We start from the raw sequence: 20,438 nt of genomic DNA on the forward strand, positions 1-20,438 counted from the left end.
CATTAATTGCGACAACAGCCTGATAAATTCAGGCTGTTTTTGATAATTTTACTATCCATTTTTAAAATCAATTCATTCAGATTACCGATAATCTTTTAGCCTTCCATTAACACATGCGGAGCTAAAATGAGAACAAAAAACCACGCGATAACATCAAGTTGTCAGGCTACACAATACCCCAAAATTAGCCAATTTGAATTGATAGAAGTTTTAAATAGTATTAAAGACCATTGTACTAAAAAACCAGAGTATGTAGAAAATAGGTCTATTGCTATTCAATATCCCTACAAGTATTTCGAAGGCTCAGAATTACAAGCTATCAAAGCTTGCCGACAAGAAGAAAGACGAATATATCGGGAAAAGTGCCAAGCTGCTTTTAAATTTAAACGACAAAATAGTATGAAAGGTGGAATTTTTTCACTTGCTCAGCAATTAGCAAACCGGAGTCGCCAAAATATTTTAGCTATTGATGACCAAAGTAATATCCCAGGTGCCAGAAAAAAGTTATTTCAACCGCAAACAAGGATAGTAGCCTTTATCAGTGCATTAGGTTATGCAATAGCTGGTTAATAATAACAGTACTAATCCGCTATTATTCAAGCTATTTCTTAAGTTTATTATCGTTTTATGCAATGCTATAAGCTAATTCAAGGCTAATCTTAATCCCTCTTCTACTTTGTGAATAGGAATTAAAATGCGTATTTCTCCATTTTTTTTACATCATATAACACGGCCCTGTACCATTAAGCAGGGCAAAGTTTCTGAGTTAGCTCTCCAACTTAGAAGAATCTATAACCACCAAAACATATTCCCTGCCCCGCAAAAACCGACATCAGTAGAAATCGGTCTTGAATCACTCAATTCTCATCCCTTAAAAAACAATCAAAAGAAATTAGAACAAACACCTGAATATAAAAAACTTGTCAGAGAAGCACGAAAAGAAGCACAAACTGCATTCACAAAGCAAGAATGGAAAAAAGCTTATCTTGTTCGACAATCATATACGGCGAATGGCGGTATTTTTTCTTATGCTCAACAGTTAGCTAATAAAAGTCGATTTAATGTTGTTGGGATCAAAGGCGAATATATCAGTACATCTGCAGATAATAGACAACAACAAGCTTTATTCCGTCCTCAAAACAAACTATTAAGAATTATCAGCAAATTAGGGAATTTATTACTCAGTAAATGACGAGAAAAGAAAAAGGCTGTGATACCCAAAGATACACAGCCTTTAATGACCTATAAAACGTTATTTTCGTTTTACTAATAGTACGATACTAACAATTAAAAATAGTAAGCTCGGCAAAATTGCTGCAACAATGGGTGGTACCGAATAAACTAGGCTCCAGTTACCAAACCCTTGGTTGAGTACGTAAAACAAGAACCCACCCACAATACCTGAAATAACACGAACACCCATCGGAACGGTACGCAGCGGCCCAAAAATAAATGAAACTGCCATTAACATCATGACGGCTGCGGATAATGGCGCCAGTATTTTTTTCCACATACTGAGCTCATAAACCGCGGCAACTTGGCCACTTTCTTTTAAGTACGAGACATATTGATATAGGCCACGGATGGAAAGCGAGTCAGCATTCAGTGAAACTATTCCTAGTTTTTCTGGGGTGAGATTGGTTTTCCAATCAACCGTTAATCGCTGTGAACCTGTAATTTTTTTCTCACTACTTAGAATTGACTCGTCCACTTGAGATAATACCCAAAGCTGATTTGTCGAGTCATACTCGCCATTCGCAGCAAACATCACTGACTTCAATTTACGTTGGTCATCAAAACGATACACCGACACATCTTGAATCGATGTCGCATTATTAATCCGCTGAATATGGATAAAATCGTTGGCATCTTTTGCCCACATACCTTCATCTGTCACAACTAATGAATTACCCACGATTTTTTCTGCGCGATAATTTCTTGCCCACTGCTCTCCCGCTGGTGCGATCCACTCACCGATAAACATGGCGACAATGACCAATGGAACCGCCGTTTTCATCACCGATAATGCGATTTGCAAGCGAGTAAAACCAGAAGCTTGCATAACGACTAGCTCACTACGTGAGGCCAGTGCCCCTAACCCCATGAGCGCACCTAACAACGCCGCCATTGGAAAGAAAATATCAATATCTTTTGGAACAGTTAATAAGGTGAATACACCTGCACTCAATGCCGTATAGTCGCCATCGCCCACTTTGCGAAGCTGCTCAACAAATTTAATGATCCCAGCTAGGGAAACGAGCAAAAATAACGTCACTAAAATCGAATTTAAGATGGTTCGACCGATATACCTATCTAAAACACCAAACATCAGGCAACCCCTTTACTCAATTTAAGACGTATACGGCGCATTGGGACGGTATTCCACGCATTTAGGACTATCGCTAATACCAAATACCCCACATTCACCGCCCACATGGTATACCTTGGGTCAAGGTCGCCCTTATCAGCACTGTTACGCAATGTACTTTGTAATAAAAAGAAAATGAGGTACAGCAACATTGCAGGAAGCATACTGAGTACCCGCCCCTGACGTGGGTTAACCTCGCTTAACGGCACAACCATCAAAGCCATGACGACAACGGAGAAAACAATGGTTAAACGCCAATGAAACTCAGCGTTCACCTCAGGCGTATTTTCAGACCACAGTTGCAGCATATTTTTTTGCTCGACTCGGTCACTACGCGTTTCTGCAGTTTGGTGATCAACAATGGCTTGGTAATTAACAAAGTCAGTTATGCGAAAATCGCGTAGTAACGCGGTTCCTTCATAACGAGTACCCTCATTTAAAACAACGACTTGTCGACCATCAGGATCTTCTTTCATATAGCCGCTATCAGCAACCACAACAGAAGGCCGTTGTTCATTAGCGGCGCGTAGTTGTGCAAGAAATACATTCTTGAAGTTGTTACCTTTTACATCACCAATGTACAGCACATAGTTGCCATCTTTAGTGGTTTTAAATTGCCCTTCGACCATTGCAGCTAACCCGGGATTGGCTTTCGCATCAGCCAATACCTGCTCTTGATATTGAGATGACCACGGCAACATCCACGTAATATTAGCAATCGCGACCATAGCGGTAATGACTGCAAGGACTAACGCAGCTTTCACTAAAACACTTTTACCTAAACCGCAGGCATGCATTACCGTGATTTCACTTTCAGTATAAAGTTTACTGTAGGTCATCAAAAGCCCAAGAAATAGGCTCAAAGGTAAGATAAGCTGAGCCATTTCAGGCACACCTAACCCCAGCAAAGGAAGTACTAAGTTTGAAGGAATATTGCCCTGAACCGCAGCGCCAAGAATATCTATCGACTTCTGACTAAAAAAGATTAGCATCAATACAAAAAGTATGGCTAACTGACTTTTCAGGGTTTCCCGTACCAAATATCTAATAATGATCACGCTTATTACGCCTGTGAAAACTTGTCTTTTGGGAAGAAAATGGCTAAGTTCGTTCGATGTCTGCCATTTACTAACATATACTCTAGTTTATTGTATGGCTAGAATGATATAAAAGCATTATCTATACTGATTGAAATATCAGAACATGCTTAATATTCGAGAAACCAGATATACCCGCCATACTTCATGGTGTATCGCGATTAACAGCATACAATGTGAGCTATTTCGCGTATAGATGGTTAGTTTAACATAAAGAGTTCATTCTCTATGAGGTAGATCATGCGAAACGCTAATTTTAGCGGGAGCATCGGCCTTTGTCTTTAAGATTCAGGAGAACGCATGGAGTTTAGTGTAAAAAGTGGTAGCCCGGAAAAACAGCGCAGCGCATGCATTGTTGTCGGAGTCTTTGAACCACGCCGTCTGTCCCCAATTGCTGAACAGCTGGACAAAATAAGTGACGGATATATCAGCGCCCTGCTGCGCCGCGGCGAACTTGAGGGTAAAGTGGGGCAATCCCTGCTACTCCATCATGTACCCAACGTTCTGTCTGAACGCATTCTACTTATCGGTTGTGGTAAAGAACGCGAATTAGATGAGCGCCAATTTAAACAAATTATTCAGAAAACAATCAGCACACTGAATGAAACTGGCTCAATGGAAGCCGTCTGTTTCTTAACTGAATTACACGTCAAAGGTCGCAATAATTACTGGAAAGTGCGCCAAGCCGTCGAAACAGCCAAAGAGTCGCTGTATGTATTTGATCAACTGAAAAGTAATAAGACAGAGCATCGCCGTCCGCTACGCAAACTGGTTTTCAACGTGCCAACTCGCCGTGAATTAACTAGTGGTGAACGTGCTATTTCCCACGGCTTAGCGATTGCTTCAGGTGTTAAAGCGGCGAAAGATTTAAGCAATATGCCGCCAAACATCTGTAATGCAGGTTATTTAGCATCTCAAGCTCGTCAATTAGCTGATATTTCAGACAGTAAACTCACCACTCGAGTGATTGGTGAGGAGCAAATGAAAGAACTTGGAATGAATGCCTATCTAGCGGTCGGTCAAGGTTCACAAAATGAATCGCTAATGTCCATCATGGAATATAAAGGCAGTCCAGACCCAGAAAGCAAACCTATCGTTTTACTTGGTAAAGGCCTAACCTTTGACTCCGGCGGTATTTCAATTAAACCATCCGAAGGCATGGATGAAATGAAATACGATATGTGCGGTGCTGCAAGTGTATATGGCGTCATGCGCTTTATCACTGAATTGCAATTGCCAATTAATGTGATTGGGGTTCTTGCTGGCTGTGAAAACATGCCTGGTGGCCGTGCTTATCGCCCAGGTGATATCCTTACTACCATGTCTGGGCAAACCGTTGAAGTCCTCAATACCGATGCCGAAGGCCGTTTAGTTCTGTGTGATGCACTCACCTATGTTGAGCGTTTTGAGCCAGAGCTGGTTATCGATATAGCCACCTTAACAGGGGCTTGTGTGATTGCATTAGGTAGCCATTACACTGGGTTGATGTCAAACCATAATCCACTGGCTCACGAGCTATTAAATGCTTCTGAGCAAGCAGGCGACCGTGCATGGCGTTTACCATTAGCAGATGAATATTTTGACCAAATCACACCAAATTTTGCTGATTTAGCCAATACCGGTGGACGTCCAGCGGGTGCTATCACCGCAGGTTGTTTCTTGTCTCGCTTTGCGACGAAATATAACTGGGCACACCTTGATATCGCAGGAACTGCTTGGCGTTCAGGTGCAGCGAAAGGGGCCACTGGCCGCCCTGTTTCCATGCTAGCGCAGTTCTTGTTGAACCGTGCAGGCCTTAATGGTGATGAATAACCCGATTTAGCATTTTAGCTGTACATCACTCGTAAAAATATCCCGATGAGCACTTATGCGATTCGGGATATTATTTTTGGCTTTTCGATACACATAGAAGCCATTTTGAGGCAGCAATAAAAAAGGTTATAATTCAACATAGAAATAATTTTGAGCTATGCCACCAAAAAACTTAACCAACACCCCTACAAATTGAAGTATGGCAATTTACGCTATACCCTAAATAATTCAGTTTGTAGGTAGGCGGCAAGCAATTGAGGCCTTGGGAGCATACAAAAGTATGTGACTAAGGCGAAAGCGCGTAGCCAACACCCCTACAAATTGAAGTATGACGGGTATATGAAAAAAGGTACATTTTACCAACTAGAACAGACATCACCACATTCTGAACTTGAAGCCCATGAATGGCTAGCTTGTGAGCTTGCCGCTCAGATGTGGCGCAGTGGAAAGCGTGTTTTGATTGCTTGCGAAACACAACTACAGGCTGAAAAGATTGATGAGGCCCTTTGGCAGCGTGATCCACACCAGTTTGTCCCGCATAATTTGGCAGGGGAAGGCCCGCGTTATGGTGCACCGATTGAAATTTGCTGGCCGGCCAAAAGAGGCACAACACCTCGCGATATACTGATTAATTTACAAAATCAGTTCGCAGATTTTGCCACGGCTTTCCATGAAGTGATAGACTTCGTACCTATTGATGAAACTTTAAAACAGTTGGCGCGTGAACGGTATAAAACGTACCGTAGCGTCGGCTTCAATTTGACTATGGCGACGCCGCCAACTTACTGAATACAAAAAGATAATGGAAAAGAAACCAGATAGCCCAATGAATGAGCCCTCGCTCGATAAAACATATAACCCCGCAGAGATTGAGCAGTCATTGTATGCTCACTGGGAGAAAAGCGGTTATTTTAAACCTAATGGGGATACCACCCAAGACAGCTTCTGTGTCGTCATTCCGCCACCGAACGTCACTGGTAGCCTGCACATGGGGCATGCCTTCCAGCAAACTATCATGGATACCATGATCCGCTACCAGCGTATGCAAGGTAAAAATACCTTATGGCAAACGGGAACAGACCATGCAGGTATTGCAACTCAGATGGTCGTTGAGCGCAAAATTGCCGCCGAAGAAGGTAAAAACCGTCACGACTACGGCCGCGATGCGTTCATTGACAAAATCTGGGAATGGAAAGCGGAATCTGGCGGTACAATTTCACAACAAATGCGCCGTTTAGGCGACTCTGTTGATTGGGATCGCGAGCGTTTTACCATGGATGAAGGCTTATCTAAAGCTGTTAAAGAAGCATTCGTTCGTCTCTATAAAGAAAACTTAATTTATCGTGGCAAACGCTTAGTCAACTGGGACCCGAAACTGCACACGGCAATTTCTGACTTAGAAGTTGAAAACCGTGAAGTTAAAGGTTCTATGTGGCACCTGCGCTACCCACTGGCTGACGGCGCAAAAACCGCTGAAGGCAAAGACTACTTAGTGGTCGCAACTACTCGCCCTGAAACCATGCTAGGGGACACCGGTGTTGCAGTTAACCCTGAAGATCCACGCTATAAAGATTTAATTGGCAAAGAAATTATTCTGCCAATTGTTAACCGCCGTATTCCAATTGTGGGTGACGAGCATGCCGACATGGAAAAAGGCACTGGTTGCGTGAAAATCACGCCAGCTCATGACTTTAATGACTATGAAGTCGGTAAACGCCATCAGTTAACCATGATCAACATGATGGATTTAGACGGTAACGTCCGTAATGAAGCGGAAGTTTTCGATACTAACGGTAACCCATCCACCGCTTATAGTTGCGAAATGCCAGAAGCGTATCGTGGGATGGAACGTTTCGCGGCTCGTAAAGCTATCGTGGCAGAGTTCGAACAACTTGGCCTGCTGGTTGAAGTAAAACCGCATGACTTAACAGTGCCTTACGGTGACCGTGGTGGCGTGGTTATTGAACCTATGCTAACCGACCAATGGTACGTACGTACCGAGCCTTTAGCTCGTGATGCCATTAAAGCCGTTGAAGATGGCCGTATTCAGTTCGTTCCTCGTCAGTACGAAAACATGTATTTCTCTTGGATGCGAGATATTCAAGACTGGTGTATTTCTCGCCAACTTTGGTGGGGTCACCGCATTCCTGCATGGTATGACGAAAAAGGCAATGTCTATGTGGGTCGTGATGAAGACGAAGTCCGTCGTGAAAACAACTTAGGTGCAGATATCGCTCTGCGTCAAGACGATGATGTGCTGGATACGTGGTTCTCTTCTGGCTTGTGGACATTCTCGACTCTCGGCTGGCCAGAAAATACCGAAGCACTGAAAACATTCCATCCGACAGATGTATTGGTCAGTGGCTTCGATATTATTTTCTTCTGGATCGCCCGTATGATCATGATGACCATGCATTTCATCAAAGATGAAAACGGTGAACCACAAGTACCATTTAAAACCGTTTACATGACAGGCTTGATCCGTGATGAAGAAGGCCAAAAAATGTCGAAATCCAAAGGGAACGTTATTGACCCACTGGATATGATTGACGGTATTTCTTTAGAAGACTTACTTGAAAAACGCACTGGCAACATGATGCAGCCGCAATTGGCTGAAAAAATTGCTAAACGTACTCGTAAAGAATATCCAGAAGGCATTGAAGCCCACGGTACTGACGCCCTACGCTTTACTTTAGCGGCATTAGCTTCAACAGGTCGTGACATCAACTGGGATATGAAACGCCTGTCCGGTTACCGTAACTTCTGTAATAAATTATGGAATGCGAGCCGCTTCGTATTGATGAATACCGAAGGCCAAGATTGCGGCCAAAACGGCGGTGAAATGAGCTTCTCATTGGCTGACCGCTGGATCATGGCGCAATTTAATCAGACTGTAAAAGCTTACCGTGAAGCGTTAGATACTCACCGTTACGATATCGCAGCGGGTATTTTGTATGATTTCACATGGAATGAATTCTGTGACTGGTACTTAGAGCTGTCTAAACCTGCAGTTCATAAAGGTAATGAAGCGCAAGTTCGTGCAGCGCGTTTCACCCTGATCGAAGTGCTGGAAGGCTTACTGCGTCTTGCTCATCCAATCATTCCATTCATCACTGAAACCATTTGGCAACGAGTTAAAGTGGTTAAAGGTATTGACGCTGATACCATTATGTTGCAAGCGTTCCCTGAGTTCGATGCCGCTAAAGTGGATGAACTTGCGCTGAGTGACCTTGAGTGGATCAAAGAAGCGATTATTGCCGTTCGTAACATTCGTGCAGAAATGAATATTTCTCCAGGTAAACCGCTCGATGTGATGCTGCGTGGTGCTTCTGCTGATGCAAAACGCCGTATCGAAGAAAACCAAAACTTTATCAAATCAATGGCGCGTTTAGAAAGCATCCGCGTGCTATCTGAAGGCGAAGAAGCACCGGTTTCTGTCACCAAACTGGTTGGCGGTGCTGAGTTACTGATCCCAATGGCGGGTCTGGTTGATAAAGACGCGGAACTGGCTCGTTTAGATAAAGAGCTGGAAAAAGTGGTGAAAGAAATCGAAACCATTGAAAACAAACTGGCAAACGAAGGTTTTGTGAGCCGTGCGCCTGCTGCCGTTGTTGAAAAAGAGCGTGAACGCTTAACTGCCAATATTGAAGCAAAAGCTAAAATTGAAGCACAAAAAGTGACGATTGCCTCTTTGTAATCATTAAGCTTTAAGTATTTGTCCCTGACTCGTCGTTGATGAGTCAGGGCTTTTTTGTATTAGGGCATTGAAAATATTAAAAATGTGCCAATATCATACATATTGCGACTACCAATGCCGCAATGAAAAATATAATTAATACAAATAAAAGAGATGTTCCCATGACAACAGACACAAACCAAATCGTTAAAGTTCGTTTAATTCAACCTCAAGACAACCCTGGGATCGCCGCCGTTATTCGCGAAGTTTCCGCTGAACATGGCTTAACTGCGGACAAAGGCTTTGCCGTTGCTGACCCTATTTTAGATACCTTATTTGAGGTGTATAGCAAACCGCGCAGTGCTTACTGGGTAGTTGAAATGGATGGCGAAATTGTTGGCGGTGGCGGTGTTTCACAAGTTGCTGGTGGTAATAACGAAACAGCAGAACTACAGAAAATGTATTTATCTTCAGTACTACGCGGCAAAGGCTTAGCGAAGCAAATCGTACTGATGTCTCTGGAGTTCGCTAAACAGCAAGGCTACACCCGTTGCTACCTAGAAACAACCAAAGAGCTCCAAGCGGCTATTAAGTTATATGAAAAATTAGGGTTTGAATTTATTGATGAACCGTTAGGAAATACGGGTCATAGTGACTGTGAAATTCGCATGTTAAAGGCATTATAATTCTACGCTAAACGAAAAAGGATAGTTTTTAGCTATCCTTTTATGCAGTTGCATGATGCGACTAATAATTAATGAACGCGATCTTCAGGGTCGATATCGTCTTCGTCGTCATATTCTGCGTCTGGGTCTTCAAAATACGTGCCCCAACCATCATAGTTGATGCCCATTTTCTCAGCCAGTTTCATTAATTGTTCAACTTGTGCGTCAATCAGCTCTGCATTTAAAGCACTTTCACTGATCACATCGCAGCACATCAGGGTTTCACCCGTTTCAATTTCGAGTTCTTCCGCATCTGTGACTTCATAGCCTAGTTTAAAAGCTTCAACAGCCGCTTTTTCTAACAGTGCAAAGTTGTCAGCAGAGAAATGATGCTCAATCGCATACAATGCATCAGGATCGCTGCCATCTTCCAATAATTCTTCGATAATTAAGCGAGTTTCTTCGTACTGCGCATCCAATTCAGCTTTATCTACCATATCCACACCCCTTTTATTTCTTTGTCGCTCGTCTTTCTTTGCGCCATTCTCCCATACGGTTGACAGTGAAACCATATATTTAAAGATAATTTCTTTTGCGTTGGGGGTTGATTTTGAATTTTTATGAATATAAATTGAATATTAATTCAAAACAAAAAGGCTGCCAATTATGAATCCCCTATATAATAAACCTTTTCTAAGGTTACTTGATTTTACTTCTAGCGAAATTCATTCACTTTTAAAACTCTCTTCTTGGTTAAAATCAGAAAAAAAATCCGGTACAGAACAGCCCTTTCTTTCAGGTAAAAATTTTGCCCTTATTTTTGAAAAAGATTCAACTCGGACACGCTGTGCATTTGAAGTTGGTGCATTTGACCAAGGTGCTAGAGTCACTTATTTAGGGCCTTCTGGTAGCCAAATCGGCCACAAAGAAACCATGAAAGATACTGCTCGAGTATTGGGCAGGATGTATGACGGTATTCAATACCGCGGATTCGCTCAAAACACAGTAGAACTCTTAGCCGCGCACTCGGGAGTGCCTGTATGGAATGGACTAACTAACGAATTCCATCCCACACAGTTATTAGCCGACCTGCTAACTATTCAAGAGCACCGACCAAATACACCATTCTCAAAAATTAAATTTGCCTATTTAGGCGATGCACGCAATAACATGGGTAATTCGATGTTAGAAGCCGCTGCGCTCACAGGTTTAGATTTACGCCTTGTTGCGCCGAAAAGCTGCTGGCCAGAAGAAGAGTTAGTGAATACTTGCCAAGCACTGGCTCAAAAAACGGGTGCGAAAATCACACTCACGGAAGATGTCGCCGAAGGTGTTAAAGATGCCGATTTTATCTATACTGACGTGTGGGTATCGATGGGAGAAGCCAAAGAAGTATGGGCACAGCGCATTAATTTATTAAAACCATACCAAGTGAATATGGATGTGATTAAGCTCACTGGCAACCCGAATGTTAAGTTCTTACACTGCTTACCTGCATTCCATAATGAAGACACCACATTGGGAGCACAACTTGCTAAAGAATTCAATATGTTTGGTGGGTTAGAAGTCACGGAAGAAGTCTTTGAATCTCCTTACAGTATTGTCTTTGATCAAGCAGAAAACCGTTTACATACCATCAAAGCGGTAATGGTAGCGACATTAGCGCCAGAACTTCCTATTAATGTTTTTTAAATTCCTACCCTCAACTCAACCAAATGAGTTGAGGGTAACCTATCATTATGGACGTTCACCTTTCGCCAAACGCTGATTGATACAATCAATAACCGATGGCAAATCCGCTAACGTATCAATCACATAATGAGCACCAGCAGCATACAATTTCTCGGCGGCTTGTTGTTTTAACGAGTTAACCGTATCTACAGTCATCTCTTGATACTCTTCCCATGTTTTACCAAACTCATTACCCGAGATAGACAAACCAACACTCCACATCCCGGCATTACGTCCTTCTTCAATACCAGGAACAGCATCATCCACTTTAATACAAGCTGATACGGAGCCGATACCTAACTCAATCACGTTCTGAAGTGCCATCCAAGGCCCCGGTCGCCCACCCGCGGGAATATCATCGCTCGCGACCCAGTAGTCAGGTTGATAGCCCAACACCTTTGCTGCTGGAACTAACTTCTCCATCACGGCACGAGGGTAACCTGAACAAGAACCAATTTTAATGTTTTGGCTGCGTAATGTAGCAATTGTGTCGACAACTCCAGCGATTGGCGCAGCAAAGTCGACCACTTTAGCAATTTGCAATGGCATAAAGGCCGCATAGATTTTATCGATATCCTCACTACTCATTGAGCGGCCAAACTTCGCGTTCCATAAAGCGTCTACCTCAGGCAATTTACCCAGTGCTTCAATATGCTGCCATTTTCCTAGCCCCATAGGAATGCGCGCTTGAGCCAGTGTGATATCCATATCGAACACAGATTTAAATGCTTCAATGAAAATCTGAGTAGGCGCAAAAGAACCAAAATCAACAGTGGTACCCGCCCAATCAAGAATAACAGCTTCAATACGGTTCATTTCTTTCCCTTATTTTTCCCAGTAAATGGCTTTTTCTATTGCTACCAACAAGGCATCAATGTCTTTTTCATAAACTTCACCAATGTTTCCAATGCGGAAACAATCACTTTGCGAGACCTTGCCCGGATAAATGACAAAGCCTTGTGATTTTAAATTTTGATAAAATTGCTTGAATTGGTAATCAGGCGAACTTGGTGAGTAAAATGCGGTGATAATTGGCGAATGGAGACCATCTTCTAACAATGTGGTAAAACCCAATTGACGCATACCAACCACCAGCTTGTGTTGATTTTGTCGATAACGTTGAAAACGCGCGGCTACGCCACCTTCTTGAGCTAACTCTTTAAGTGCTTGGGCAAATGCTAATACCGTATGGGTTGGAGAAGTAAAACGCCATTTACCATGGAAATCTTCCATACAGCGCCACTGCGCATACAAATCTAGCGATAATGAACGGGAACGCCCTTTACAGACCTCAAATGCATCAGCACGAGCAATGACAAAAGCAAACCCCGGAACTCCCTGAATACACTTATTTGCCGAACTAATGAGAAAATCAATGTTAAGCTCAGCAATATCCATGGGGATCCCGCCAAAACTGCTCATTGCATCCACGATATAACATTTTTGATACTGTTTCGCTAACTTCGCGATTTTCTCTATCGGGTTTAAAATCCCAGTCGTGGTTTCACAATGTACCATCGCAATATGAGTGATTTGGTTATCTTGTTGTAATAACTGCTCGACCCGCTGCAGATCAGGCAAAGCCACTTCACCACAATCATAAACACAATGGGCAACACCTAAGCCTTGGGCCATTTGTGCCATTCGAGCACCATAGGCGCCATTACTGATAATCAAAACTTTCTCTTTATCGCCGATAGCACTACCTAAAACAGCTTCAACCGCATAGCTTCCACTTCCTTGAAGTAGTACCGATGAATACCCTGCGTTGGCCGTTGCCAGTGCCACTAATTGTTGGCGAATATGTTGTACAACGCCTAAATTGTAATCATCATCCCATGTGCAGCTATCAAACAACATGGCTTCCTTCACCGTTTTAGATGTCGTGAGCGGTCCCGGTGTTAATAGCAAATAATTATTGTTTGTCATTCAATTCACCTTTGGTCTATACCAGATTGCTATTATAATGGTAGTAGGCGACTCAAAAGGTCAAAGGAAAAGTGTGCGTGAAACAAAAAATTCATATAACTATGTATAATATGATTGAAACAATGATAGGAAATAACCATGAAATTATCAGCGGATGAAACCCCACAATACTTGCTTATCAAAGCCCAATTACAGGAAAGGATTCAAAATGGTTCGTTAAAATGTGGGGATAAACTCCCCTCTGAACGCGAACTTTGCACCATTTTCAATACTACTCGCGTCACTATTCGCGAAAGTTTGGCGCAGTTAGAATCCAGTGGAGTCATTTACCGCTCTGAACGCCGCGGTTGGTTTGTCACACCTGAGCGCCTCTGGTTAGATCCAACCCAAAATACCAATTTCCATAAACTTTGCCTTGAACAAGGTCGCCAACCGAAGACAGTCTTACTGGATGGAAAAGTCATTCCCGTTCCTCTCGAAGCGATGACTCCCTTAAAACTTCAATCGTTTGAACAAATTTATTTACTCACCCGCCTACGTTTTGCTGATGACAGACCTGTTTGTTACTGTGAAAACCATTGCTTACCTGCTCGCGTTCCTGAGCTGCTACGTTACGATCTCAATGGCAGCCTAACGGAGGTATACGAAGCCCATTTCAATTTAATTTATACCAGCATGCATTTGTCTTTTTACCCAACAGCAATGCCGGCGCAAGCAGCACAAGCACTGGGGGTTACCATTGGTCGCCCAGCCCTATTGTTGCAGCGCTTAAACTATGACCAACATGGCCGAATTTTAGATTATGATGTTGAGTACTGGCGTCATGATAGCTTGCGCATCGAAGTCGATACTTTGTGATTATTTCTGCCTATAGAAAATAATTTTAGCTATTTATCTGCATTTCATCTTTCTGTCATATAAACCCGTTAGCGTAAAAAACATCTGGTATATACCAGAATACATTTTACCTTAACAGGAGAAAACCATGAAACGCACCTACTTAGCTGGCCTATTAATGGCAACCCTTTGCTCTACCTCTGTTTTTGCTGCTGATGTTGTGACTGTTTACTCCGCTGATGGGCTTCACGATGGCAACAACAGTTGGTATAAAAATCAGTTCGAAGCATTTACCAAACAAACCGGTATCAAAGTACAGTATGTCGAAAGTGGTTCAGGGGCGATAGTTGAAAGGCTCGCTAAAGAGCGTACCAATCCACAAGCCGATGTGCTGATTACTGTTCCTCCCTTTATTCAACGTGCCGCAAAAAACCAGTTATTAGCTGAATTTACGCCAGAAAATGCAGCAAATATTCCTAATTCCAATCACTATTACACACCGTTAGTCAATAATTACCTGACCTTTATCTATAACGCTAAACTGCTTAAGTCTCCTCCTGAAAATTGGGACTCCCTACTCGATTCTCGCTTTAATAATAAACTGCAATATTCAACACCGGGACAAGCAGGGGACGGCACCGCAGTGATGTTACAAGTTTTCCACAGTTTTAATGGCAAAGATGCAGGGTTTGATTACCTCGGTAAATTGCAGGCTAATAACGTTGGCCCATCGGCCTCCACAGGTAAACTCACCGCACTTGTCAATAAAGGGGAACTGTATGTCGCTAATGGCGACTTACAAATGAATTTATCTCAAATGGCACGTAACCCGAATGTCCAAATTTTCTGGCCAAAAGATGCCAATGGGGAACGTAGTGCACTGGTTTTACCTTATGTTATCGGCTTAGTTAACAACGCCCCTGAAACAGAAAACGGCAAAAAGCTGATTAATTTCCTTTTAGATAAACCCTCACAAAGCCGGGTCAGTGAGCTTTCATGGGGAATGCCTGTTCGTTCAGATATCACACCATCTGATAAGCAATACCACACTGCTGTCCAAATGTTAGACGGTGTGAAAACCTGGCAGCCTAATTGGAATGAAGTTGAAGTTTCCCTATCCGATGATATTTCACGTTGGCAAAAAGTCACTGATGGTGAGTAACTTGTGATGTTGATGAAACGAAAAGCCACTACTGCAATGCAGCAAAACGAGCACTCAGGGATCAAACTCGAGTCTTTGCGGGTGTCCTACCACAACAATGTGGTATTGAAACCCTTGGATCTCACTATCGACCCCGGTGAAATACTCGTCTTAATCGGCCCTTCAGGATCGGGGAAAACCACGGTATTACGTGCTATTGCCGGGTTTGCTCAACCTGATAGCGGGCGCATCTTATTAGGTGATATGGATATCACCCACCTTCCCCCCTACCAACGTGGACTTGGTATGGTTGTACAAAACTACGCATTATTTCCCCACATGAAAGTGGAAGAAAATGTGGCATTTGGCTTACGAGCTCAAAAACAACCTAAAGCACTCATTAATGAGCGAGTCGTTGAAGCCCTTAAAATCGTCGGAATGACGGATTACGCAACCCGCTACCCTCACCAACTTTCAGGAGGTCAGCAACAGCGAGTGGCGATTGCTAGAGCGATTGCCGTAAGGCCTCGTGTTCTGTTACTCGACGAACCACTTTCCGCGCTAGATGCGCAAATTCGCCATAATATGGTTGAAGAAATCGCCCGGTTACACCGTGAACTACCTGATTTAACCATTCTTTATGTGACCCATGACCAAACGGAAGCTCTCGCGCTTGGTGATAAAATTGGCATTATGAAAGATGGCTATTTAGTCGCACATGGTGAGAAAAATGCCTTATATCACTGCCCCCCAAACCGTTTTGCAGCTGAGTTTTTAGGCCGAGCCAATATTCTTGCCGCGACAGCACTTGGCTTTTCAACAACTCCCGGAAAAGTAAATGTCAGTTGTGGTGGAACATTGCTGGAAGCTCATACATTAGGTATGCGAGCTGGCACCCACAAATGGGTGTGTATCCGCCCACAACACATTACGCTAGTACAAAACGCCAATACCACCAATCAATTACAAGCCACATTAACGTCTATTCGTTGGCAGGGGGATTTAACGCATTTAATTTGTGATGTTGCGGGTGAAACCGTGAGTGTTGCCATCACCCATTTGGCCTCACCGCCTAAAATCGGCGATAAACTCACCTTATGGTTTTCACCAGTAGATACCGTTTTAATTGAGGAATAACATGTCACATATTAGCGTGCCAAAAGGTTCATCAATAACAATAAAGCCCATTTATTGGATATTACCGCCATTACTGGTGTTAGCTACGCTGTTTTTTTATCCCTTATTGTTGATAGCGCAACAAGCACTACAAAATGAGGCGGGAAAATGGGGGTTAGACGCATTTTGGCAACTTATTGAGTCAAAGCGCTTTATTAATGGGTTATGGAACACACTCTACATCGCCATTTTGGCCACTTTAGGTTGCCTTGTGATAGGTAGTATCTTATCACTGATCTTAGTGTTTATTCCTTTCCCGGGAAGTCGTTTTATCACGCAAGTGATTGATACTTTTATTGCTCTACCGACCTTTTTGATTACACTCGCTTTTACCTTCATTTATGGTTCTGCAGGGCTACTCAATGGCACCTTGATGGCATTGTTTGATTTCGAATTGCCGCCCGTTGAGTTCCTTTATTCAATTCATGGCGTGATCTTAGCAGAAATTACCGTTTTTACCCCTTTGGTGATGCGTCCCCTTATGGCGGCACTGCGCCAAATCGACAAGAGCCAATTAGAAGCCGCCAGTATTTTAGGCGCACATCCTGCACGGGTTATCGCGCAAGTTATTTTCCCAGCAGCACTTCCCGCTCTATTAGCAGGGGGTAGCCTGTGCCTGCTGTTAACCACCAATGAATTTGGCATCGTACTGTTTATCGGGGCGAAAGGCGTCAATACCTTACCGATGATGGTCTATAGCAAGGCAATATTAGAGTCAGATTATGCCGTAGCATGCATGATTGCCTTAATTAACATCTTGCTTTCACTCGGGTTATTTTTTCTCTACAGAATGGCAACCACTCGTCTTGGTGTAAGGAATTAATTATGTTGATTTGGTCTAAAAAAGGACGAGTTACTGCTACTATCATTGCCATCAGCTTATTTAGTTTATTGTTTTTACTGCCTTTAGTGATGATTTTAATGTCGAGTTTCAGTCGCCAATGGAATGGCATTTTGCCTTCAGGCTTTACTTTTGAACATTTTGTTAACGCATTTAGTGGGCCAGCTTGGGACGCCATGTTATCCAGCCTAGTGGTTGGTTTTAGTGCCAGTCTATTTGCGCTGTTTTGTGGGCTTTGGGCTGCGTTAGCATTAAGAAGACACAGTGGGAAAATACAAAAGTGGCTGAGTATTGCATTTTACCTCCCCAGCGCCATTCCTTCTGTTTCTATCGGGCTTGGGATCCTTGTGGCATTCAGCCAAGGCTATTTACAGATGAACGGCACCTTTTGGATTGTATTTAGTGCCCATTTTGTGTTGATTTCGGCTTTTACTTTTAGCAATGTTTCCACTGGCTTAGCACGTATTTCTCCCGATATAGAAAACGTAGCTTTTAGCTTAGGCGCTTCCCCTTGGTATCGTTTATGCCATGTGACCTTACCACTCTTGATGCCATGGATGATTTCAGCACTGGCATTAAGCCTCTCACTGTCTTTAGGGGAACTTGGCGCCACGATGATGTTATATCCCCCCGGCTGGGCGACATTACCTGTTTCAATTTTCAGTTTAACCGATAGAGGCAATATTGCAGATGGTTCGGCACTAACGATTGTATTAGTTTCGATTACATTATTACTAATGATGAAATTAGAGAAAGTAGCGAAAAGACTTGGGCAAAAATAAACGTTGTCATGCTAAATAGCCAAGTAAACTGCGCCTACTGGGCTATTTAGCTGCTTGTATGCTATTCCCACATATACTTATCTTTTTTTGTCCAGCCTTTAGACACCATGCATTCCAAGTAATAATTATTACGGGTGTCTTCATTGACATCAATCACATAGCTTTCCATAACTGGTGTTTGTTCTTTATAAGTTTTGTCTTTGCCACAATCATCATCTTTTTTGCATTTTTTTTCGACATAAGACATAACAGAGCGCTGCGCAACTTCATTTTTGATTGGGTACAAATGAAGGGCTTCAGGTTTACAAACTGCATTCGCCTCAGCTTGAGTGAATTTTGAACCGCCGGAAACAGGTACCCAAACAGATGAACAGCCAGAGAGAAGGAATGCCAATAGAATAAAAAGTCGTGATTTCATAATGATCATATTTAATTAAAAAGAAAAATTATCTTACTCGCACATAAAATAAGTGTAAATAAATGTACTGTATATTCAATCATGTGATTTAATTTTGGTTTAAAAAACACCAATACTCAGCGCATTCCCTATTGAGAGATACTATTTCTCCCATTTTTCAGTTAGTTCAAATATTCACCAAAACGCAAAAATAAAAAAAATGTATTTTTCTTTATGCAAACGCTTGCGTCATGGAATCAGATGCGTATAATGCGCCACAATTTGCCGGGAGAAACCATGAACGTTGCTGCTCTATTTTTTACAGAGAACACCTCCACTGCACTGCCTTCTGGCGGTCTGGACAGCCTGTTTTTCCCCTTCTTATTTATAAAAAAGCCCCTCAATGAGGGGCTTTTTTTTGGCCTATAGACCTAATATGTCTTGCTGACACAGGAGAACAACAATGCCGAACCCTTTATACCACCGCGATATCATCTCGATTAATGATTTAGACCGTTCAGATCTTGAATTAGTACTTAACGTCGCTGCTTCATTAAAAAAGCAGCCACAACCCGAGTTCCTAAAACATAAAGTTATCGCAAGCTGTTTCTTTGAGGCCTCGACACGCACGCGCTTGTCATTTGAAACAGCTATCCACCGTTTAGGCGCTTCTGTTGTTGGCTTTTCTGACAGCACCAACACCTCCCTCGGTAAAAAAGGGGAAACATTGGCCGATACTATCTCTGTTATCAGCCAATATGTGGATGCTATCGTCATGCGCCATCCGCAAGAAGGTGCCGCTCGCCTCGCTAGCCAGTTTGCAGGCCATATTCCTGTCATTAATGCAGGCGATGGCTCGAACCAGCATCCGACGCAAACATTACTCGACTTGTTTACTATCCAAGAAACGCAAGGCCGTTTAGAGAACCTACAAATTGCCATGGTTGGTGACTTAAAATATGGTAGAACCGTGCATTCTCTTACACAAGCACTGTCTAAATTTGAAGGTAATCACTTCTACTTTATTGCTCCCGAAGCGCTTTCAATGCCAAACCATATTCTGCACATCTTAGAAGAAAAAGGCGCAACCTACAGCCTGCACAATAACATTGATGAAGTGATGCCAGAACTCGACATTCTGTATATGACTCGCGTACAAAAAGAGCGTCTCGACCCTTCTGAATACGCGAATGTGAAAGCCCAATTTATTTTAAGTGCCGCTGACCTGCATTGTGCAAAACCGAATTTAAAAGTCTTACATCCATTACCTCGAGTTGATGAAATCGCGGTTGATGTAGATAGCACCCCATATGCTTATTATTTTCAACAAGCAGGCAATGGGATTTATGCAAGGCAAGCATTGCTATCACTGGTTTTAAATAAAGAATTGGCTATCTGAGGAGGAAATCATCATGACACACGACCATAAATTACAAGTTGAAGCAATCAGCCACGGTACAGTGATTGACCACATTCCTGCTCAAATTGGCTTCAAATTACTCAAACTGTTCAAACTGACCAAAACGGATGAGCGCATCACCATTGGTTTAAATTTACCTTCAAGCAACTTAGGCAAGAAAGATATTATCAAAATTGAAAATACCTTTTTAACTCCTGAGCAAGCTAACCAATTAGCTATGTATGCCCCTGAAGCCACTGTGAATCGCATTGAAGATTACCAAGTGGTCGAAAAGCTTGAACTCACACTGCCTCAGTATATCGACAATGTGTTAATTTGCCCAAATAGCAACTGTATTAGCCATAATGAGCCCGTATCAAGCAGTTTCCGAGTGAAAAAAATCGGCAAAGAAGTCGCACTGACGTGTAAATTCTGCGAAAAAGAGTTCGATAGAGACGCTGTGATCAATAACCAGTAGGTTGTTTTTGCGTAGACTGCGGTGTTGTCTAGGTGCAATCCATGTTTATAATAGCGCCTAATACCCCATAAAGTTATACTCAAAGTCACACCAAGCCACAAACACTGCT

The 20,438-nt window shown here is 42.7% G+C and carries 21 protein-coding genes; 15 read left to right on the forward strand and 6 right to left on the reverse strand.

What is annotated here, in order from left to right; genetic code table 11:
* Positions 1-126 precede the first annotated feature (126 nt).
* Both PR767_RS04125 and PR767_RS04130 read left to right on the forward strand, forming a co-directional pair.
* On the forward strand, positions 127-570 hold the full coding sequence (locus tag PR767_RS04125; RefSeq protein ID WP_123382204.1) for a hypothetical protein: 444 nt from the start codon (positions 127-129) through the stop codon (positions 568-570).
* A gap of 124 nt (positions 571-694) precedes the next feature.
* Positions 695-1,192 carry a hypothetical protein gene (locus PR767_RS04130; RefSeq protein ID WP_109912102.1) on the forward strand — a complete coding sequence of 166 codons (498 nt, stop codon included), beginning with the start codon at positions 695-697 and terminating at the stop codon, positions 1,190-1,192.
* A 60-nt stretch (positions 1,193-1,252) separates the two neighbouring features.
* Here PR767_RS04130 and lptG read toward each other — a convergent pair whose 3' ends face one another.
* On the reverse strand, positions 1,253-2,329 hold the full coding sequence (lptG, locus tag PR767_RS04135) for an LPS export ABC transporter permease LptG (protein WP_004907535.1): 1,077 nt from the start codon (positions 2,327-2,329) through the stop codon (positions 1,253-1,255).
* Positions 2,329-3,426 carry an LPS export ABC transporter permease LptF gene (gene lptF / locus PR767_RS04140; protein ID WP_110731596.1) on the reverse strand — a complete coding sequence of 366 codons (1,098 nt, stop codon included), beginning with the start codon at positions 3,424-3,426 and terminating at the stop codon, positions 2,329-2,331. Before lptF ends, lptG begins: the two co-directional genes overlap by 1 nt.
* Positions 3,427-3,765: 339 nt before the next feature.
* Here lptF and pepA point away from each other — a divergent pair, with 339 nt between their 5' ends.
* The 4 genes from pepA (at position 3,766) to PR767_RS04160 (ending at position 9,639) form a co-directional block, all read left to right on the forward strand.
* Entirely contained in the window at positions 3,766-5,277 is a 1,512-nt protein-coding gene (gene pepA, locus PR767_RS04145) for a leucyl aminopeptidase (protein ID WP_004907531.1), read from the forward strand.
* Between the two features lie 339 nt (positions 5,278-5,616).
* Positions 5,617-6,066: a DNA polymerase III subunit chi gene (locus PR767_RS04150; RefSeq protein WP_004907529.1), complete on the forward strand. Its 450-nt coding sequence runs from the start codon at positions 5,617-5,619 to the stop codon at positions 6,064-6,066.
* Positions 6,067-6,103: 37 nt separating this feature from the next.
* The gene (locus tag PR767_RS04155; RefSeq protein ID WP_272519962.1) at positions 6,104-8,974 is read left to right on the forward strand and encodes a valine--tRNA ligase; all 2,871 of its coding nucleotides are present in this window, start codon (positions 6,104-6,106) and stop codon (positions 8,972-8,974) included.
* Positions 8,975-9,135: 161 nt separating this feature from the next.
* On the forward strand, positions 9,136-9,639 hold the full coding sequence (locus tag PR767_RS04160; RefSeq protein WP_272519937.1) for a GNAT family N-acetyltransferase: 504 nt from the start codon (positions 9,136-9,138) through the stop codon (positions 9,637-9,639).
* Between the two features lie 68 nt (positions 9,640-9,707).
* Here PR767_RS04160 and rraB read toward each other — a convergent pair whose 3' ends face one another.
* A complete protein-coding gene (rraB, locus tag PR767_RS04165) occupies positions 9,708-10,115 on the reverse strand; it encodes a ribonuclease E inhibitor RraB (RefSeq protein WP_180359503.1) in 408 nt (135 codons plus the stop codon).
* A 169-nt stretch (positions 10,116-10,284) separates the two neighbouring features.
* Between rraB and argF the strand changes: the two genes are divergently transcribed.
* Positions 10,285-11,310 (forward strand): ornithine carbamoyltransferase, encoded by a 1,026-nt coding sequence (argF, locus tag PR767_RS04170; protein ID WP_196719599.1) that lies wholly within the window; start codon positions 10,285-10,287, stop codon positions 11,308-11,310.
* Positions 11,311-11,355: 45 nt separating this feature from the next.
* Here argF and phnX read toward each other — a convergent pair whose 3' ends face one another.
* Together phnX and phnW are read right to left on the reverse strand one after the other, a co-directional pair.
* The gene (phnX, locus tag PR767_RS04175) at positions 11,356-12,165 is read right to left on the reverse strand and encodes a phosphonoacetaldehyde hydrolase (protein ID WP_115168076.1); all 810 of its coding nucleotides are present in this window, start codon (positions 12,163-12,165) and stop codon (positions 11,356-11,358) included.
* Between the two features lie 9 nt (positions 12,166-12,174).
* Complete coding sequence (gene phnW / locus PR767_RS04180) at positions 12,175-13,278, reverse strand: 2-aminoethylphosphonate--pyruvate transaminase (RefSeq protein ID WP_272519938.1); 1,104 nt, start codon at positions 13,276-13,278, stop codon at positions 12,175-12,177.
* Positions 13,279-13,416: 138 nt separating this feature from the next.
* Here phnW and phnR point away from each other — a divergent pair, with 138 nt between their 5' ends.
* From phnR to phnV, 5 genes are all read left to right on the forward strand, one after another.
* Complete coding sequence (phnR, locus tag PR767_RS04185; protein WP_272519939.1) at positions 13,417-14,136, forward strand: phosphonate utilization transcriptional regulator PhnR; 720 nt, start codon at positions 13,417-13,419, stop codon at positions 14,134-14,136.
* 127 nt (positions 14,137-14,263) lie between these two features.
* Positions 14,264-15,277 (forward strand): 2-aminoethylphosphonate ABC transporter substrate-binding protein, encoded by a 1,014-nt coding sequence (locus tag PR767_RS04190; protein WP_004907517.1) that lies wholly within the window; start codon positions 14,264-14,266, stop codon positions 15,275-15,277.
* A gap of 6 nt (positions 15,278-15,283) precedes the next feature.
* Complete coding sequence (gene phnT / locus PR767_RS04195; RefSeq protein ID WP_210850602.1) at positions 15,284-16,393, forward strand: 2-aminoethylphosphonate ABC transport system ATP-binding subunit PhnT; 1,110 nt, start codon at positions 15,284-15,286, stop codon at positions 16,391-16,393.
* A 1-nt stretch (position 16,394) separates the two neighbouring features.
* Positions 16,395-17,255, forward strand: coding sequence for a 2-aminoethylphosphonate ABC transporter permease subunit (phnU, locus tag PR767_RS04200; protein WP_109912110.1), 861 nt, complete (start codon positions 16,395-16,397; stop codon positions 17,253-17,255).
* Positions 17,256-17,257: 2 nt separating this feature from the next.
* Positions 17,258-18,055 carry a 2-aminoethylphosphonate ABC transport system, membrane component PhnV gene (gene phnV / locus PR767_RS04205; RefSeq protein ID WP_004907512.1) on the forward strand — a complete coding sequence of 266 codons (798 nt, stop codon included), beginning with the start codon at positions 17,258-17,260 and terminating at the stop codon, positions 18,053-18,055.
* 61 nt (positions 18,056-18,116) lie between these two features.
* On the opposite strand, the gene PR767_RS04210 is transcribed toward phnV, so the two are convergent.
* On the reverse strand, positions 18,117-18,473 hold the full coding sequence (locus tag PR767_RS04210; RefSeq protein ID WP_036958764.1) for a hypothetical protein: 357 nt from the start codon (positions 18,471-18,473) through the stop codon (positions 18,117-18,119).
* Between the two features lie 276 nt (positions 18,474-18,749).
* On the opposite strand from PR767_RS04210, the gene PR767_RS04215 reads away from it, so the two are divergent.
* Genes PR767_RS04215 through pyrI form a run of 3 tightly spaced genes read left to right on the forward strand, consistent with a single transcriptional unit; the run spans position 18,750 to position 20,329 of the window.
* Positions 18,750-18,881, forward strand: a complete 132-nt coding sequence (locus tag PR767_RS04215) for a hypothetical protein (RefSeq protein WP_255456629.1) — start codon at positions 18,750-18,752, stop codon at positions 18,879-18,881.
* A 34-nt stretch (positions 18,882-18,915) separates the two neighbouring features.
* Complete coding sequence (gene pyrB / locus PR767_RS04220) at positions 18,916-19,851, forward strand: aspartate carbamoyltransferase (RefSeq protein ID WP_004907510.1); 936 nt, start codon at positions 18,916-18,918, stop codon at positions 19,849-19,851.
* Between the two features lie 13 nt (positions 19,852-19,864).
* Positions 19,865-20,329, forward strand: coding sequence for an aspartate carbamoyltransferase regulatory subunit (gene pyrI / locus PR767_RS04225; protein ID WP_004907509.1), 465 nt, complete (start codon positions 19,865-19,867; stop codon positions 20,327-20,329).
* The last annotated feature ends 109 nt before the right edge of the window (positions 20,330-20,438 follow it).

This window comes from Providencia sp. PROV223, from assembly GCF_028479245.1.
Taxonomy (GTDB): domain Bacteria; phylum Pseudomonadota; class Gammaproteobacteria; order Enterobacterales; family Enterobacteriaceae; genus Providencia; species Providencia rettgeri.

What these genes read in the sequence shown, in the direction of transcription:
- PR767_RS04125 (WP_123382204.1), top strand. Translation starts at nt 127, where the DNA reads ATGAGAACAAAAAACCACGCGATAACATCAAGTTGTCAGGCTACACAA.
- PR767_RS04130 (WP_109912102.1), top strand. Translation starts at nt 695, where the DNA reads ATGCGTATTTCTCCATTTTTTTTACATCATATAACACGGCCCTGTACC.
- lptG (WP_004907535.1), bottom strand. Translation starts at nt 2,329, where the DNA reads ATGTTTGGTGTTTTAGATAGGTATATCGGTCGAACCATCTTAAATTCG.
- pepA (WP_004907531.1), top strand. Translation starts at nt 3,766, where the DNA reads ATGGAGTTTAGTGTAAAAAGTGGTAGCCCGGAAAAACAGCGCAGCGCA.
- PR767_RS04150 (WP_004907529.1), top strand. Translation starts at nt 5,617, where the DNA reads ATGAAAAAAGGTACATTTTACCAACTAGAACAGACATCACCACATTCT.
- PR767_RS04155 (WP_272519962.1), top strand. Translation starts at nt 6,104, where the DNA reads ATGAATGAGCCCTCGCTCGATAAAACATATAACCCCGCAGAGATTGAG.
- PR767_RS04160 (WP_272519937.1), top strand. Translation starts at nt 9,136, where the DNA reads ATGACAACAGACACAAACCAAATCGTTAAAGTTCGTTTAATTCAACCT.
- rraB (WP_180359503.1), bottom strand. Translation starts at nt 10,115, where the DNA reads ATGGTAGATAAAGCTGAATTGGATGCGCAGTACGAAGAAACTCGCTTA.
- argF (WP_196719599.1), top strand. Translation starts at nt 10,285, where the DNA reads ATGAATCCCCTATATAATAAACCTTTTCTAAGGTTACTTGATTTTACT.
- phnX (WP_115168076.1), bottom strand. Translation starts at nt 12,165, where the DNA reads ATGAACCGTATTGAAGCTGTTATTCTTGATTGGGCGGGTACCACTGTT.
- phnW (WP_272519938.1), bottom strand. Translation starts at nt 13,278, where the DNA reads ATGACAAACAATAATTATTTGCTATTAACACCGGGACCGCTCACGACA.
- phnR (WP_272519939.1), top strand. Translation starts at nt 13,417, where the DNA reads ATGAAATTATCAGCGGATGAAACCCCACAATACTTGCTTATCAAAGCC.
- PR767_RS04190 (WP_004907517.1), top strand. Translation starts at nt 14,264, where the DNA reads ATGAAACGCACCTACTTAGCTGGCCTATTAATGGCAACCCTTTGCTCT.
- phnT (WP_210850602.1), top strand. Translation starts at nt 15,284, where the DNA reads ATGTTGATGAAACGAAAAGCCACTACTGCAATGCAGCAAAACGAGCAC.
- phnU (WP_109912110.1), top strand. Translation starts at nt 16,395, where the DNA reads ATGTCACATATTAGCGTGCCAAAAGGTTCATCAATAACAATAAAGCCC.
- phnV (WP_004907512.1), top strand. Translation starts at nt 17,258, where the DNA reads ATGTTGATTTGGTCTAAAAAAGGACGAGTTACTGCTACTATCATTGCC.
- PR767_RS04210 (WP_036958764.1), bottom strand. Translation starts at nt 18,473, where the DNA reads ATGAAATCACGACTTTTTATTCTATTGGCATTCCTTCTCTCTGGCTGT.
- PR767_RS04215 (WP_255456629.1), top strand. Translation starts at nt 18,750, where the DNA reads ATGAACGTTGCTGCTCTATTTTTTACAGAGAACACCTCCACTGCACTG.
- pyrB (WP_004907510.1), top strand. Translation starts at nt 18,916, where the DNA reads ATGCCGAACCCTTTATACCACCGCGATATCATCTCGATTAATGATTTA.
- pyrI (WP_004907509.1), top strand. Translation starts at nt 19,865, where the DNA reads ATGACACACGACCATAAATTACAAGTTGAAGCAATCAGCCACGGTACA.